Consider the following 17,042-nt stretch of genomic DNA (forward strand, 5'->3'; position numbering starts at 1 on the left):
CAATGAAAACATTTTATTGGTCATTCTTGCTTATGCTATTGCCAAGCATGGCATACACACAAAACACGGAGAAAGAGAATGAATTTACGATGTCTATGCAAATCAGACCTCGTGCAGAGTATCGGAACGGTGCCTTGACTCCACGGGATGAAGGGGTGGCTCCTACGTCCTTCATCAATAACCGTGCGCGGTTATCGATGGATTATAAACGTTCGGATCTGGAACTGAAGATGTCGGCACAGCATGTAGGTGTTTGGGGACAGGATCCGCAGATTGAAAAGAACGGGCGTTTTATGCTGAATGAGGCTTGGGCAAAGATGAACTTTGGCGAAGGATTCTTTGCCCAACTGGGACGTCAGTCGTTGATTTATGATGATGAACGTATTTTGGGAGGATTGGACTGGAATGTAGCGGGTCGTTACCACGATGCGTTGAAGCTAGGATATGCCAACAAAAATAATGAAGTGCATTTGATTCTTGCTTTTAATCAGAATAATGACAATAGAACAAGCGGAGGCACTTACTATGATTCTTCTACGGGACAGCCTTATAAGAATATGCAAACCGTTTGGTATCACTATAAGGCGGACAATGTTCCGTTCGGGGCTTCTTTATTGTTTATGAACTTGGGATTGGAAACGGGCGATAAAGCTACGGATGATTCTCACACCCGTTACTTACAAACAATGGGAACCTACCTCACTTATAAGAACAGTAACTGGAATCTGGATGGTGCTTTCTACTATCAGATGGGTAAGAATAAAACTGCTGATAAAGTTTCAGCTTTGATGGGAAGCATACAGGCTGCTTATACGTTTGACCATACATGGGGAGCTGTGGCTAGCTTTGATTATCTAAGTGGTGATAAGGGAAATGGCGGTAAGTACAAAGCTTTCGATCCTCTTTATGGAACTCATCATAAATTCTATGGAGCAATGGATTATTTTTATGCTTCTACCTTTGCGAACGGTTATGCCCCTGGATTGATGGATGCCCGTATCGGAGGCCGTTTCCGTGCTTCTGACAAAGTGGATATGGAACTTAATTATCACTACTTTAGCACAGCCGTAAAGGTTCAGGACTTGAAGAAATATTTAGGTTCGGAAGTCGATTATCAGATAAACTGGTCGATCATGAAAGATGTGAAACTCTCTGCCGGATATTCTTTTATGCGTGGTACGAAGACGATGGACGCTGTGAAAACCGGCAATCATAAAAGCTGGCAGGACTGGGGTTGGCTATCGTTGAATATTAATCCGAAGATATTGTTTGTGAAGTGGTAAATCCAAGGGAATAGATAGAATTTAAATAAAGAGAGAGTTTTTGAAAGTTTTGAATTTGTAAAATCATCCTTGCCACAGTATATCTGAAGTGAGGATGATTTTTTGTTTTAACCACTTCTTGATAGCTACACTCTTATTGTTACGTCTGTTGTTACGGATATTTTTCTAAATACGTCGTTACAGATACTTTTCCAAAGTTGTTTTATCTAAAATCTCGATTCGTTTTCCTTCCATGATGACGAGTCCTTCTTTCATCATCTTATTGATTTCTTTAGATAGAGCAGGGCGTGACACATTTAAATATTCGGCGAGCTGGGATTGGGTGTGCATGATATCTACTACTAACGAGTCTTTTTTCTTATGTTCGTATAGATAGACAATGAACCTTTCCCGTACGGTTTTGCGTGAAAGAGGTTTCAGGCGGGATACAGTACAGATGTTACAATTACCTGCGATACAAAGAAAATTATGAAGAACTTGTGGGTCCTGACTAATTACTTTGAAGGTTGAATCTTTGGTTGCCATAAGTATCACACTGTCCTCAAGAGCAGTGAAAGTAGCCGGCAAAGTATTGTTCGAATTAAAAAGATGAGGAGTGGCGAAGGTACGTGGAGCGATAATGTATTCAATCATCACCTCATTACCTAATCCGTCAATAATATCTGTACGTAGTTTTCCTTCCAAAAGTACAAATAACTTGTTGCAGGGTGTTCCTTGTGTAACGACTATCTCTTTTTTATTAGCCGCATAGATTACAAAATCCAGCTTTTCCAATAAGGACTCTTTGATGTTTAAAGGTAAATCCCTGAATAAGGGGATTTGAAACAGCTTTTCTTTATGTGAGTCGGTCAGTTGTATTTTTTTCATTGTATCATGTTGTCTGTATCACGGGCAAAGATATAAATTATATATTAGTGAAAGAAACTTTCAGAACTATTTGTAGAATAACTATATACAAGAAAGTTGTTAAAACGAATGCAAAATATAGAATCTGTAATTATGGTATCTTTCTCTGTAATTTATCTACATACAGGATACCTTTATTTGTCTATTTTTGCAACATGAATCATTGATAAAAAGAATTCTGAAAACAAAAAGTAATAAAAGAAAGTTATGGCTAAAAAAGTTTTGATAATTTCGTCCAGTCCACGTAAAGGTGGTAATTCGGATTTGCTTTGTGATGAATTTATGAAAGGTGCTATCGAGGCGGGCAATGAAGTAGAGAAGATTTTTCTGAAAGACAAAACGGTTCATCCTTGTACGGGATGTAGTGTTTGCAGTATGTACGGTAAACCTTGTCCGCAGAAGGATGATGCAGCGGAAATCGTGGAGAAGATGATTGCTGCCGATGTGATTGTAATGGCAACTCCTGTTTATTTCTATACCATGTCCGGGCAGATGAAGATTATGATTGACCGTTGTTGCGCACGTTATACGGAAATAACTAATAAGGAATTTTATTTCATTATTGCGGCAGCAGAAAACGATAAAGCAATGATGGAGCGTACTATCGACGGCTTCCGTGGCTTCCTCGATTGCTTGGAAGGACCACAGGAAAAAGGGACAGTCTATGGCATCGGTGCATGGAAAGTAGGAGAGATTAAAGATACTCCCTACATGCAGGAAGCATATAATATGGGAAAGATGGTGTAACTGTTTGTTTTCCATATTAAAGATATTCATAAGGAATATGATAAATGGATTTGTTCGAATATTTGAGATATAGTTTTGAACTTAACTTTTAAAACCTGACGGGAAATCTGGAAAAGACGGTTATGTTTTCCAGATTTTCCCCTTTTTACGATTACTTAATTGACTGGATTGCTTGTTCTGCCACAGAATTATTATAATTTTGTGGCAGAACTTTTTATTTTGTATAATTCGTTTGATAACTAACTAAGTATCATGGGCTATAAAATAACGACTCTTGTGGAGAATTGTGTCTATGGACGTAAATTGCAGGCAGAACATGGTCTTTCTCTATATATCGAGACTCAAGAACATAGATTACTTTTCGATACGGGAGCATCCGACTTGTTTATCCGTAACGCCCGCTTGTTGCATATTGACTTGCAAAAAGTCGATTATTTGATATTATCTCATGGTCACAGCGATCATACGGGCGGACTACGTTATTTTTTGGAATTGAATACGCAGGCAACCGTTGTCTGTAAGCGTGAGGTTTTTTCTCCTAAATTCAAGGATGAACGTGAGAACGGGATGATGCATACACAAAACCTCGATCGTTCCCGTTTCCGCTTTATTACAGAGCAGACCGAGCTGCTTTCCGGAGTTTTCCTTTTTCCCTCTATTGATATTATAAATCAGGAAGATACCCATTTTGAACGTTTTTGGGTTCAGCAAGAAGATGGATGCAAAATACCGGATACTTTTCAGGATGAATTGGCGGTGGTATTGGTGGAACCGGAAGGATTTTCCGTATTAAGTGCCTGTTCTCATCGGGGAATAACTAATATTTTGCGTACGGTTCAGGCTGCCTTTCCCGAATCTCCTTGTAAGTTACTTCTAGGAGGTTTTCATATCCATAATGCGGAAAAACAAAAATATCAGGTCATTGCAGATTATTTACAGGAATATCTTCCCCGACAGATTGGCGTTTGTCATTGTACGGGAGTGGATAAATATGCCTTCTTTTATAAAGATTTTGGTGACAGCACATTTTATAATTACACGGGAAAACTAATTCAAACCGATTTATCGGAATAAATTTATAATAATTTGATATGAAGAAACTAATAACTTCTTTAGCGCTGGTATTATTAGTATTATCCAGCTATGCAATTACTCCTTTGTGGATGCGTGATGCACGTATTTCACCGGATGGATCAGAAATTGTTTTTTGTTACAAGGGTGACATTTATAAAGTCCCTGCACAAGGAGGAACAGCTGTTCAACTCACCACACAAACCTCTTATGAAGCCAATCCGGTTTGGTCGCCCGATGGCAAGCAAATTGCGTTTGCCAGTGACCGGAATGGAAATTTTGACTTATTTATTATGCCTGCTGACGGAGGTGCCGCCCGGCGATTGACCTATCATTCTGCATCAGAAATACCGTCGGCTTTTACTCCGGATGGAAAGTATGTCTTTTTCTCTGCTTCTATACAGGATCCGGCAAGCAGTGCCCTGTTTCCTACAGGAGCAATGACGGAATTATATAAAGTTCCTGTTGCCGGCGGACGTACCGAGCAAGTGCTGGGCACTCCTGCAGAACTGGTCTGTTTTGATAAAACAGGGAAGAATTTTCTTTATCAGGATCGTAAAGGGTTTGAGGATGAATGGAGAAAGCATCATACTTCTTCCATTACGAGAGATATTTGGTTATATAATACCCAAACGGGAAAACATACGAACCTGACAAACCGGGGAGGAGAGGACCGTAATCCTGTGTATGCACCTGATGGTAATGCTGTCTATTTTTTAAGTGAGCGTGATGGAGGTTCCTTCAATGTGTATACTTTCTCTTTGAATACTCCACAGGAAGTGAAAGCTGTGACTACTTTCAAAACTCACCCGGTACGTTTTTTGTCTGTCAGCGATAAAGGTACCTTATGTTATACCTATGATGGTGAGTTATACACACAGAAGTCTGGTGCACGTCCGGAAAAAGTAAAAGTAGAACTGGTCCGTGATGATGAGCAGCAGCTTGCTACACTTAAATTCTCACAGGGAGCAACTTCCGCTTCTGTATCTCCGGACGGTAAGCAAATTGCTTTTATTGTACGTGGTGATGTGTTTGTGACTTCAACTGATTATGCTACAACCAAGCAAATCACAAATACTCCGGCAAAAGAAGCTGCCGTTTCTTTTGCTCCGGACAACCGGACACTGGTTTATGCCAGTGAGCGAACCGGTAACTGGCAACTTTATACCGCTAAAATAAGTCGTAAGGAAGACCCGAATTTCCCTAATGCCACTCTTATTGAAGAGGAAGTATTACTACCGTCCAAAACGGTAGAACGTGCTTATCCGCAATATTCACCGGATGGCAAAGAATTGGCTTTTATCGAAGACCGTAATCGTTTGATGGTACTCAATTTGAAAACAAAAAAGGTACGTCAGGTAACGGATGGTTCTACATGGTATAACACCGGAGGAGGATTTGATTACGAATGGTCGCCTGATGGTAAATGGTTCACTCTTGAATTTATAGGCAACCGCCACGATCCTTATTCGGATGTAGGCATTGTCAGCGCACAGGGAGGGGCAATTACTAATCTGACAAATAGTGGATATATCAGTGGTGCTCCGCGTTGGGTACTCGATGGGAATGCTATTCTTTTCCAAACCGAACGCTATGGTATGCGTGCGCACGCTTCCTGGGGATCGCAGCAAGATGTGATGTTGGTGTTTCTCAATCAGGATGCTTATGATCGTTACCGTTTGAGTAAGGAAGATTTCGAATTACTCAAGGAATTTGAAAAGGAACAGAAGAAGGCAAAGGAGAAAGACGATGAGAAGACGAAAGACGGAAAGAAGTCTAAGGCGGAAAAAGCAGATAAAGGAAATGTTAACAAGGGAAAGGCTGACAAAGGCAAGTCCGACAAGGAAAAGAGCAAGGTAGATAGCAGCAAAGATAGCGATCAGGAAGAGTCCGCCGAGGATAAGGCAGACCAAAAAGAGATACTTGTCGAGCTGAACGGCATTGAAGACCGTATCGTACGTCTGACTCCCAATTCATCCGACTTGGGTAGTGCCATACTTTCAAAAGACGGGGAAGATCTTTACTATTTCTGTGCGTTCGAAGATGGATATGACCTTTGGAAAATGAATCTCCGTGAAAAAGATACGAAGCGTCTGCACAAACTCAATACCGGTTGGGCATCGTTGATGTTGGACAAAAAAGGAGATATCTTTTTGTTGGGAAGCCGGATTATGCAAAAGATGGATGCCAAGTCGGATGCGTTGAAGCCCATCAGCTATCAGGCTGAAATGAAAATGGATTTGGCTGCCGAACGTGAAACGATGTTTGACCATGTGTACAAACAGCATCAAAAACGCTTCTACAATGTCAATATGCACGGGGTTGACTGGGATGCTATGACTAATGCTTATCGTAAGTTCTTGCCTCATATTGATAACAATTATGACTTTGCAGAATTATTGAGTGAGTGGTTGGGTGAGCTGAATGTTTCACATACCGGAGGACGTTATTCTCCCAAAGGAAAAGGAGATGTCACTTCTAATCTCGGACTCTTGTTCGACTGGGATTATCAGGGAAAAGGAATGCAGATTGCCGAAGTAATAGAAAAAGGTCCGTTCGATCATTCACGTACCAAAGTAAAGGCTGGTTGCATCATTGAAAAGATTAATGGAGAAGAGATAACTCTCGATAATGACATAACCTGCTTGCTGAATAATAAAGCAGGGAAGAAAACATTGATTTCAATCTACAATCCACAAAGTAAAGAGCGTTGGGAAGAAGTGGTGATGCCGGTCACTAACGGGCAACTGAATGGATTGTTATACAAACGTTGGGTAAAACAACGTGCGGCAGATGTTGAAAAATGGTCGAAAGGACGTTTGGGATATGTTCATATTCAGTCGATGGGAGATGACAGCTTCCGTACTGTATACTCGGACATTCTTGGAAAATATAACAACTGCGAAGGCATTGTGATTGATACCCGTTTCAATGGTGGTGGCCGTCTGCATGAAGATATTGAAATACTGTTCAGTGGTCAGAAATACTTCACACAAGTGGTACGCGGACGTGAAGCATGTGATATGCCGAGCCGTCGTTGGAACAAACCTTCCATTATGCTGCAATGTGAAGCTAACTACTCGAATGCACACGGAACTCCGTGGGTATATAAACATCAAAAGATTGGCAAACTTGTCGGTATGCCTGTTCCAGGTACTATGACAAGTGTGTCCTGGGAAACTTTACAAGATCCTTCACTGGTTTTTGGTATTCCTATCGTCGGTTATCGTTTGCCTGACGGCAGTTATTTGGAAAATACCCAATTGGAACCAGATGTAAAGGTTGCCAATAATCCGGAAACAGTAGTCAAAGGAGAGGATACCCAACTAAAGGTGGCTGTGGATGAACTTCTGAAAGAGATAGATAGTCAGAAGAAGTAAATACGAGTGTAATTATATCTAAAATAAAGAGTCGCTTCTTTGAAAGAATCAATTAGATTCTAACAGAGAAGCGACTTTCTTTTATAGTGATTTTCTTATATTGACCTTTTTATATGACTCCTTTTATAAGGCGTTTATTTTAAATAGATATAGGGCTTACTTCCAGACCGGCAGTAATCTATGGAGGGTTTTTCTAGTCATTATCTTCTGATTCAGGAAGCTGACGATATACCCCGTTATACAAGCGGCAATGAGTGATCCTTCGCGTACTCCCTGAATACCTTGAGTCAGCAGGAGCGAGAGAATCACGGCTAATGTAACCAAAGTAATATCAAAATAAACTTTGAACTTTCCAAATTCCTTGTTATAATGGCGGGATGCATATTTCACAAATGCTTCTGCGCTCATCATGGCTACTCTTGGTTTCAGTTCAAGCACTACTCCGATAGACTGCACCATGCATCCTGTAAGTAATAAAGCAATCGACATACCATAATTAGCGGGATGCAGTTCGCTTGTCAGCATCATATTAAAATCAATGAATGCCGAAAAGATAAAAGAGAACGGTAGCTGAAGAAGAATTTCAATAATATCCTGTCGGGTTCTATTCTTTCGGATTAACCAAAATTGTCCTAGGATAAGCACCATATTGATGATAAATGTGCAAGTACCCAACGATAAAGGACTATTTAGGCTTAACACATAATTGATGCTCGATATGGGAGTAGTTCCCAATGCCGAGCGTATAATCAACACGATACCTGCCGCTAAAAAATAGAGTCCGATAACAAACACTAAATACCTCTTAAAAATCTCTTTCATTTCCATGTCTTTTTAACCTCTTTCTATTGATTCCCTTCTCATGTATTGAAAAGGATATGCAAAGGTCCTGTTTTTTACTCTGAAATAGATTATCTAATTCCATACAGTTTTTGTCATATCCGAAACAAATCGTATTTTTACGTCATAAAATAAAGGTGTAAATGGTAAAATCTCGTATATTTGATAATACGCAACTATTGAAGGAGCATCCTGAACTTCCTCATTATAAAGAGGAGGTAGTCTGTTTCCGGAGTGAATATAAAGATAGAAGTTATCCGGCAAATGAATGTTATTTCAATCGGGAGCTTTATATGATATTCGTTCTTGAAGGTCGTTCGGAAATTCTACTGAATGGAGAGTTTATTGCGATAGAACCGAATATGTTACTTATTCACGGAGCAAATTATCTCACGGAACATCTTTATTCAAGTCGGGATATTAAATTTATCACTCTTGCCCTTTCCGAATCTATGCGGACAGACGATTCATATCTGACACAAATCACGGCAATCCTGTTGGCAACCATGAGGCGGAATAAGCAATATACGATTCAGTTGACGGAGTACGAAGCTCAAATCATCCATAAGGAGCTGGAAGTATTGATGCATCTGATGAATATTGAACATCATTTCCTTTTCCGGCGTATACAGGCAGCGTGCAATTCTCTGTTTTTGGATATAGCAGATTTTCTTTCCCGAAAGACCGTTATCAAAAAAGAGATCAGTCGTAAAGACCACGTTCTGCAAGAATTTCATGCACTCGTTACCCGTAATTTCAGGGAAGAACATTTCGTGAGCTTTTATGCGGATAAACTGGCTATTAGTGAACAGTATCTGGCACGCATTGTACGTCTTGGAACAGGTAAGACTATCAATAGCCTTATTAATGAATTGTTAGTAATGGAAGCGCGTACTTTATTGAGTTCTACCAAATTTACGGTTGGCGAGATTGCTGCTAAACTGGGGTTTAGTGATGCAGCCGGTTTTTGTAAGTTCTTTAAAAGAAATGCGGGACAGACTCCGTTGAATTATCGGAAAGGATTATTGATTTGAACGGAAAGGATTGCTGAACTGAATGGGGAATTACTGAACTGAATAGGGAATATAATGAATTTAAATAACAAAATGACTGATTTGAATGAAAATGGAAGTAGGTTGATGCAACTGTCCTTAAAGACCGTATACATCAACCTACCTGAATATATAGTGCATGGGTTTGATTTTAACCGATCACTGCTGTGATATCTTCTACAATCTGTTCATCCGTCAGATGATTGGCACGGAGAAACTCCTGTATATCATATCGGTCAACAAATTCTTTTTTAGCTCCAAAGTTCAGAACTTTCATGTTTGTAGCACCATAATAACGGGCAATCTTTTCACCGAAACCGCCATCCAATACACCGTCTTCCAACGTAATCACTAATTCGTGATCTGCTTTCAGTTCATCCATCAGTTCGTTGTCTACACCGGTGATGTAACGCGGATTGATGAGTGTTGCGTCAATATTGGCTTTTTCTTTCAGAAGTGATGCAACCGACTGTCCCAATCCATAGAACGAACCTAAAGCAAGAATGGCTACTTTCGATCCACGATGCGTTACTTTATAGCGATTGAGAACACTATAATCAGTCTCCACCGGTTCCCCACAAGTAATTACATCTGTTGCCGGCACACGGATAGCAACAGGGTGTTCATTTTGGCGGATGCTCCATTCTAGCATAGCAAGATATTCCTCTTTGCAAGTCGGTGCCAGATAAACCATATTAGGAATATTGCTGATGAGCGGAATATCGAAGAAGCAGAGGTGAGTTACATCATTCATTCCGGACAGTGTACCCCAGAATACCAACAAAACAGCCGGGTTATTATTGATACAGAGATCTTGCGAAAGTTGATCGTATGAACGTTGGATAAATGTACTATACACTCCGTAAACAGGTTTTCCGCCATTGGCTGCGATACCCGAAGCAAGAGCTACTGCGTGTTCTTCTGCAATACCGATATCTACAAACTGTTTGCCAGCTTCCTTGCGGCGGTCCGGAGTGAATCCGAGAACGGCAGGAGTACCCGAAGTGATTGTCACCACACGAGAATCTTCTTTCATCTTTTTCAGCAGATATTGAGCGGTTACTTCGCTGTAATCTTCTTCCTCATAACTGACTTTTGCTTCTCCGGTTTCCGGATTGAATGGAGTGCGCCAGTGATAAGTCTCTTTATCCTGTTCGGCACGTTCATAACCTTTACCTTTCAAAGTGTTGATGTGTACTACTATCGGATGCTGAATATCTTTCACTTTGGAGAATGCTTCAATCAACGCCTGTACATCGTTACCGTCATTTACATATATATAGTCCAGTCCCATCGCCTTGAAGAAGTTACATTCGCACTGACCGTTACTGTCACGCAATTCTTTCAGGTTCTTATATAGTCCACCGTGATTTTCGGCAATAGACATCTGATTGTCATTGACAATAATAATCATGTTTGTACCAAGCTCCGCCATATAGTCCAATCCTTCAAATGCTTCGCCGCCACTTAAGGAACCGTCGCCTATCACAGCTATGATATTCTCATTGCCACCGATCAGGTCGCGTCCTTTTGCCAATCCGCTAGCCAGGCTGACGGAAGTGGAAGTATGACCGATAACAAAAAAATCATGCTTACTTTCTTGTGGTTCGGAATAACCGGATACGTTGTCATACTCTGCCGGATAGAGAAAAGCATCTTTCCGTCCGGTCAGCATCTTATGTACATAACTCTGATGCGATACATCAAAAACAATCTTGTCTTCTGGTGAGTTGAATACATAATGTAAAGCGATAGTCGCTTCCACCATTCCGAAATTAGGGCCGAAATGCCCGCCGTGTTCACTCAACTTTTGCAGGAGTGATGCACGGATTTCATTACTTAAATCATTGAGTTCTTTAAACGATAACTTCTTTACGTCTGCAGGAGAGTAAATATTTTCTAAATACATATCAATTTGTTTTTTACGTTTATACCTATTATCTTTATCACACTGCAAAGATACTGCTGATTTTAGATTCGGTTTGTATATAGATTACGGATTATTTTACCTATATTACCGACCTTGGAAAATAGGACTGACGATAAACATAAAAATAGTAGATAATATATATTGGAGGACAACATATATGAATAGTGATTATAAAGTGGGCGATTTAATTTATGATGCAAATATTTATGATGCGATGAATACTAATCTAGATGATTGGTACTTTTATAAGCGATGGCTGCCGGAAAACAAGGATGCCAGGATACTTGAACTTTGTTGTGGTACGGGCAGGCTCACTCTGCCCATTGCAAAGGAAGGATATGATATTACTGGGATTGATTATACCCCTTCAATGCTTGCCCAGGCAAAAATTAAAGCTTCCGAAGCAGGATTAGAAATAAGTTTTATCGAGGCAGATATCAGAACTTTGAATTTGCCGGAAAAATACGACTTTATCTTTATTCCGTTTAATTCAATTCATCATTTATATAAGAATGAAGATTTATTTAAGGTATTTAATGTCGTTAAGAATCACCTCAAAGACGGTGGCTTATTTCTGTTTGATTGTTTTAATCCGAATATCCAATATATAGTTGAAGGTGGAAAAGAGCAGAAAGAAATTGCTGCATATACAACCGATGACGGTAGAGAAGTATTGATAAAGCAGACTATGCGATATGAAAATAAAACTCAGATTAACCGTATCGAATGGCATTATTTTATCAATGGCAAGTTCAACTCTATTCAAAATCTGGATATGAGAATGTTCTTCCCTCAAGAGTTAGATTCATATTTGGAATGGAATGGTTTTCATATTAATCATAAGTATGGCGGATTTGAAGAAGAGGCATTTGACGATAATTCGGCAAAACAGATATTTATTTGTCAATGTGATTTAGTGTATTGAGATTTTATTAATAAATAAGTGAAAATGTAATTTGTCGGCAATCAGTATGGTAACGTGGTTGCCTAAAGGCCTTTTGGGGCTGTCTTTATCCTTTTGAACTGGAAGTACTCATCAGAATTCTTTTTCAGTTTCGACTTTTCTCATTTTGTTTAATGATTCTTTAGTTACTTCTCGTAATAAATTTGGCGTTCGCTAAAGTAGGAAGTCTGACTTTGGCTTCCTTGGTTTTGATACTTACTTCATTTCCTTAAATAGGTTAGAATAGATATTATAGCAGATTGATAAAAAATAGAATCTGTAATTCGGGTAATAATGTCAGTAATTCATCTACATACAGTCTCTTTCTTTCATCGTATTTTTACAATGTAGAAAGTAGACAATCAATTCTTTAATAATTAAAAATAAGAGATATGAAACGGATTTTATTATTAACAACTGTATTTATGATGATGCTTGGAACTAGTTTTTCTTCTGCACAGACAGATGCAGATAACTTTTATAAAAGTGATTTGGTAAGTGTGGAGAAAGTTTCTTTTTCCAACCAGTATAAAATGAAGGTAGCCGGAAATTTGTTTCTGCCTAAGAATATGAAAGAAGGGGACAAATACCCTGCAATCATTGTCGGACATCCAATGGGAGCTGTCAAGGAACAGAGCGCGAACCTTTACGCAACGAAAATGGCCGAACGGGGTTTTGTAACACTCTCCATAGACCTGTCTTTTTGGGGTGGGAGTGAAGGCGAGCCGCGCAATGCTGTTCTGCCGGAAGTTTATGCGGAAGACTTTAGTGCCGCAGTTGATTTTTTAGGTACCCGTCCGTTTGTTGACCGGAATCTGATTGGAGTAATCGGTATTTGCGGCAGTGGAAGTTTTGCTATCAGTGCAGCGAAAATAGACCCTCGCCTTAAAGCCATTGCGACAATCAGTATGTACAATATGGGTACGGCTAGCCGTAACGGGTTAAAACACTCATTGACATTGGAACAGAGAAAGCAAATAATGGCTGAAGCGGCAGAACAGCGTTATGCTGAATTTTTAGGTGGAGAAACTAAATATACAGGTGGCACCGTACATCAACTGACAGAAAAGTCCAGTCCGATTGAACGGGAGTTCTATGAGTTCTACCGTACACAAAGAGGAGAATTTACCCCCGACGGAGCAACTCCTATGACCACCACTCATCCTACACTTTCAAGTAATGTGAAATTTATGAATTTCTATCCTTTCGAAGATATTGAGACTATTTCACCCCGCCCTATGTTTTTCATCACCGGTGAAAATGCCCACTCACGTGAATTTAGTGAAGACGCTTACCGATTGGCCGCCGAACCTAAAGAACTGTATATAGTACCCGGCGCCGGACACGTAGATCTTTACGATCGTGTAAGCCTTATTCCATTTAATAAACTGGAATCCTTCTTTAAGGAATATCTAAAGAAATAAGTTTTAATACTATAAATATGAGATACTATATAATAGCAATTCTTACTATGCTGACATTATCGGTCGGTTCCGCATCATGTAGCGAAGATGAACCTATACAGGGAACAGGTCAACAAGTGACTCCGGGTAATGGTTCTGGTTCCGGTGATAATGGCAGTAACAATAATGGCAATAATCCCGATGATAATGACGACAATAACGATGATACCCCAGTGAGCAATAATCTTAAAATAACAATCGGACCTGTTTCATTCAATGCCACATTGGACAATAATGAGACAGCGAAAGCATTTAAGAGACTACTCCCTATGACAGTGGATATGTCCGAACTGCATGGTAATGAAAAATATTATTATCTGTCGAAGGGTTTGCCGACAGCGTCGTCCAATCCCGGGACTATTCGGACAGGTGACTTGATGCTTTACGGTTCCACTTGTGTGGTCCTATTTTATGAAACCTTTTCCACTTCATATACTTATACCCGTTTAGGACGTATAACAAATCCTTCAGGACTGGCCTCCGCCCTTGGTTCAGGAGGCGTAAATGTAACTTTTGAAATAACAGATTAAAGAATAAACTAATGGAACAAATAAGAAATAAAGAATATGGAGGCGAACGTCCTCTGTTCGCGACCCACGACCTTCAACTGGAAGATGTAACAATTCACGCCGGTGAATCTGCATTGAAAGAATGTAGTAATATTATAGCAATCAACTGTCGTTTTGAAGGAAAATATCCTTTTTGGCATACCAACGGATTCATTGTGAAAAACTGTCTCTTTACAGAGGGAGCCCGTGCTGCTCTATGGTACTCTCAAAGTCTGCAAATGGCAGATACCTTGGTAGAAGCACCGAAGATGTTCCGTGAAATGGACGGAATAAAACTCGAAAACGTGCAGTTGCCTAATGCTTTGGAAACGTTTTGGTATTGCCGTAATATAGAACTGAAGAACGTACAGATTGATAAAGCGGATTACCTTTTTATACACAGTGAGAATATTAAGATACAAAACTATGCCCAAAACGGGAACTATTCGTTCCAATATTGCAAGAATGTAGAAATCCGTAATGCAGTTATCAACTCCAAAGATGCTTTCTGGAATACGGAAAATGTAACAGTCTATGATTCCGAGCTGAACGGAGAGTACTTGGGATGGCATTCTAAAAACTTACGTTTGGTAAATTGCAGGATTTCGGGGACTCAACCGCTTTGCTACGCACATGATCTGGTGATGGAAAATTGTACGATGGCAGAAGATGCTGACCTTGCTTTTGAACACAGTAGTGTGAAGGCAACGATTAAAAGTCCCGTTCATAGCGTAAAAAATCCTCGTACGGGAAGTATTGTTGCCGAAAGTTTCGGAGCAATCATTTGGGACGAAAATATTAAATCACCAGCAAATTGCGAATTGAAACTTTGGGACGATCTAACCTGTTTTAATTGAAATATGAAATATAATTTCGATGAAATTATTCCACGCAGAGGAACGAATTCTTATAAATGGGATTCGGCTGAAGATGCGGATGTATTGCCGATGTGGGTAGCTGATATGGATTTCCGTACGGCTCCCCCTGTCGTGGAGGCATTGAAGAAACGGGTGGAACATGGGATTTTCGGTTATGTACGTGTACCTGATGCATACTACGAGGCAGTTGTAAATTGGTTTGTTCGGCGACATGCCTGGCGGATGGAAAAAGAGTGGATTATTTACACCACCGGCGTTGTGCCGGCAATATCTGCTGTTATTAAAGCATTGACGCTGCCCGGAGATAAAGTAATGGTGCAGACACCTGTATATAACTGTTTTTTCTCCTCTATCCGTAATAACGGATGCGAGATGATTGCCAATCCTTTGGTATATAGAAACAGGGGCTATCAGATTGACTTTGATGATTTGGAGCGGAAAGCTTCAGACCCGAAGGTAAAACTTCTGTTGTTATGTAATCCGCACAATCCTGCCGGAAGAGTGTGGAGCAAACAAGAGTTAAGGCGGATAGGTGAGATTTGTATTCGAAATAATGTCTTTGTGGTTGCGGATGAAATTCATTGTGAATTGGTATTTCTGGGGCATGAATATACTCCTTTTGCTTCTATATCAGAAGAATTCCTACTGAACTCGGTCACTTTTGTTTCGCCTAGCAAAGCCTTTAATTTGGCAGGACTTCAGATAGCCAATATCATTTCCGCAGATGCAGATGTACGGAGGCGGATAGATAAGGCGATTAATATAAATGAAGTCTGTGATGTGAATCCTTTTGGAGTGGAGGCGTTGATAGCTGCTTATAATGAGGGGGAAGAATGGCTGGAAGAACTTAAAATCTATTTGTTTGCGAATTACATCTATTTAAAAGGTTATTTCGAGACCTATCTTCCGGAGTTTCCTGTAATGATGTTGGAAGGTACGTATTTAGTTTGGGTAGATTGTTCGGTTCTGCATCAGGCGTCAGCGGAAATAGTCAAAGACTTGTTGAAGAAAGAAAAACTTTGGGTAAACGAAGGCAGCCTGTATGGAGAGGCTGGTGAAGGATTTATCCGTATCAATATTGCTTGTCCGCGACAGCGGTTGATAGACGGATTAAACAGATTGAAGCGGGCTTTGAAATAATAAAATAATTGTCAGTTTATTGAGAGATCCCCCTTCTCACTCCCCGTAAATACGAATGAAAAGAAGTAGTGGCCTTAAAAGACTTTTTGCCTTTTCTTCTCGGAGCATTCTAGTTTATGGCTACCGGGATTATATTTCTTGGAATTTGTCATTTGCGGGGAGAACAAATTATAAAGAAAAAGCTTGGGCAAACGTGCTCATTTTAATGATGTAATTCCTTATATTTGTATCAGGATGAATAAATCAATAATTTGAAAAATGAGAACGGAAAAAGAAAAAATGTTGGCGGGAGAAGTTTATGATTGTGCTGATAATGAGTTATTGACCAGATGGCATAAAGCAAAGCAGCTTCAACAGGAGTATAATAATACTCTCACTACTGATGCAGGTAAAATTTCTGATTTATTAGATGAATTAATCGGTTCAAGGGGGGATAATGTCTGGATTAGTGCTCCTTTCTTTGTGGACTATGGTGAGAATATTTATATCGGGAAGAATGTAGAGGTTAATATGAATTGCGTTTTTCTTGATTGTAACAAGATTGTTATCGGTGATAATTCGGGGATTGGGCCGGGAGTACATATTTATACTGTTTTTCATTCTACAAAGGCATCGGAAAGAACCTCTGAAAACAGTACTTTTTGGAAGTCACAGACAGCTCCGGTGATTATTGGGAATAATGTGTGGATTGGTGGAGGATGCATCATTCTTCCGGGAGTAACTATTGGCGATAATACAACTATTGGGGCAGGGAGCGTTGTCACAAAGTCTATTCCGGCCAATGTGCTGGCGGTTGGCAATCCGTGTAGAATCCTTAAACAGATAGAGGATTGATATTTCTTTTTAATATTTATATATTAA

At 39.9% G+C, this 17,042-nt stretch carries 14 protein-coding genes and 1 pseudogene; 12 read left to right on the forward strand and 3 right to left on the reverse strand.

Annotated features, from left to right (window positions below; translation table 11 throughout):
* Window positions 1-2 precede the first annotated feature (2 nt).
* Window positions 3-1,283, forward strand: a complete 1,281-nt coding sequence (locus tag HMPREF9009_RS13740) for an alginate export family protein (protein WP_049702493.1) — start codon at window positions 3-5, stop codon at window positions 1,281-1,283.
* 177 nt (window positions 1,284-1,460) lie between these two features.
* Here HMPREF9009_RS13740 and HMPREF9009_RS13745 read toward each other — a convergent pair whose 3' ends face one another.
* Window positions 1,461-2,150: a Crp/Fnr family transcriptional regulator gene (locus tag HMPREF9009_RS13745; RefSeq protein WP_004317686.1), complete on the reverse strand. Its 690-nt coding sequence runs from the start codon at window positions 2,148-2,150 to the stop codon at window positions 1,461-1,463.
* 246 nt (window positions 2,151-2,396) lie between these two features.
* Between HMPREF9009_RS13745 and HMPREF9009_RS13750 the strand changes: the two genes are divergently transcribed.
* The 3 genes from HMPREF9009_RS13750 (at window position 2,397) to HMPREF9009_RS13760 (ending at window position 7,387) form a co-directional block, all read left to right on the forward strand.
* Entirely contained in the window at window positions 2,397-2,936 is a 540-nt protein-coding gene (locus tag HMPREF9009_RS13750) for a flavodoxin family protein (RefSeq protein WP_004317688.1), read from the forward strand.
* Window positions 2,937-3,188: 252 nt separating this feature from the next.
* Window positions 3,189-4,010 (forward strand): MBL fold metallo-hydrolase, encoded by an 822-nt coding sequence (locus tag HMPREF9009_RS13755; protein WP_049702494.1) that lies wholly within the window; start codon window positions 3,189-3,191, stop codon window positions 4,008-4,010.
* Window positions 4,011-4,027: 17 nt separating this feature from the next.
* Window positions 4,028-7,387 (forward strand): S41 family peptidase, encoded by a 3,360-nt coding sequence (locus HMPREF9009_RS13760; protein WP_049702495.1) that lies wholly within the window; start codon window positions 4,028-4,030, stop codon window positions 7,385-7,387.
* Between the two features lie 156 nt (window positions 7,388-7,543).
* Here the strand turns inward: HMPREF9009_RS13760 and HMPREF9009_RS13765 are convergent, their stop codons facing one another.
* On the reverse strand, window positions 7,544-8,215 hold the full coding sequence (locus HMPREF9009_RS13765) for a YczE/YyaS/YitT family protein (RefSeq protein WP_015532903.1): 672 nt from the start codon (window positions 8,213-8,215) through the stop codon (window positions 7,544-7,546).
* Window positions 8,216-8,370: 155 nt separating this feature from the next.
* Here HMPREF9009_RS13765 and HMPREF9009_RS13770 point away from each other — a divergent pair, with 155 nt between their 5' ends.
* Window positions 8,371-9,261, forward strand: coding sequence for a helix-turn-helix domain-containing protein (locus HMPREF9009_RS13770; protein ID WP_004304051.1), 891 nt, complete (start codon window positions 8,371-8,373; stop codon window positions 9,259-9,261).
* Between the two features lie 169 nt (window positions 9,262-9,430).
* Here the strand turns inward: HMPREF9009_RS13770 and HMPREF9009_RS13775 are convergent, their stop codons facing one another.
* Complete coding sequence (locus HMPREF9009_RS13775) at window positions 9,431-11,188, reverse strand: 1-deoxy-D-xylulose-5-phosphate synthase (protein WP_049702496.1); 1,758 nt, start codon at window positions 11,186-11,188, stop codon at window positions 9,431-9,433.
* A 178-nt stretch (window positions 11,189-11,366) separates the two neighbouring features.
* Between HMPREF9009_RS13775 and HMPREF9009_RS13780 the strand changes: the two genes are divergently transcribed.
* The 7 genes and pseudogenes from HMPREF9009_RS13780 to HMPREF9009_RS13805 all read left to right on the forward strand — a co-directional run bounded on the left by HMPREF9009_RS13780 (window position 11,367) and on the right by HMPREF9009_RS13805 (window position 17,015).
* On the forward strand, window positions 11,367-12,134 hold the full coding sequence (locus HMPREF9009_RS13780) for a class I SAM-dependent methyltransferase (RefSeq protein ID WP_004317699.1): 768 nt from the start codon (window positions 11,367-11,369) through the stop codon (window positions 12,132-12,134).
* A gap of 410 nt (window positions 12,135-12,544) precedes the next feature.
* On the forward strand, window positions 12,545-13,576 hold the full coding sequence (locus tag HMPREF9009_RS13785) for an alpha/beta hydrolase (protein ID WP_049702497.1): 1,032 nt from the start codon (window positions 12,545-12,547) through the stop codon (window positions 13,574-13,576).
* Window positions 13,577-13,593: 17 nt separating this feature from the next.
* Window positions 13,594-14,145 (forward strand): cyclophilin-like fold protein, encoded by a 552-nt coding sequence (locus HMPREF9009_RS13790; protein ID WP_004297067.1) that lies wholly within the window; start codon window positions 13,594-13,596, stop codon window positions 14,143-14,145.
* Between the two features lie 11 nt (window positions 14,146-14,156).
* Window positions 14,157-15,020, forward strand: a complete 864-nt coding sequence (locus HMPREF9009_RS13795; RefSeq protein WP_049702498.1) for a DUF3737 family protein — start codon at window positions 14,157-14,159, stop codon at window positions 15,018-15,020.
* Between the two features lie 3 nt (window positions 15,021-15,023).
* Window positions 15,024-16,181, forward strand: coding sequence for a MalY/PatB family protein (locus HMPREF9009_RS13800; RefSeq protein WP_049702499.1), 1,158 nt, complete (start codon window positions 15,024-15,026; stop codon window positions 16,179-16,181).
* 68 nt (window positions 16,182-16,249) lie between these two features.
* A pseudogene (locus HMPREF9009_RS26405) lies at window positions 16,250-16,366 on the forward strand (EamA family transporter); the annotation flags it as partial.
* 73 nt (window positions 16,367-16,439) lie between these two features.
* The gene (locus HMPREF9009_RS13805; protein WP_049702500.1) at window positions 16,440-17,015 is read left to right on the forward strand and encodes a sugar O-acetyltransferase; all 576 of its coding nucleotides are present in this window, start codon (window positions 16,440-16,442) and stop codon (window positions 17,013-17,015) included.
* Window positions 17,016-17,042: the final 27 nt, after the last annotated feature.

It is taken from the genome of Bacteroides sp. 3_1_13 (assembly GCF_001185845.1).
Classification (GTDB): Bacteria; Bacteroidota; Bacteroidia; order Bacteroidales; family Bacteroidaceae; genus Bacteroides; species Bacteroides xylanisolvens.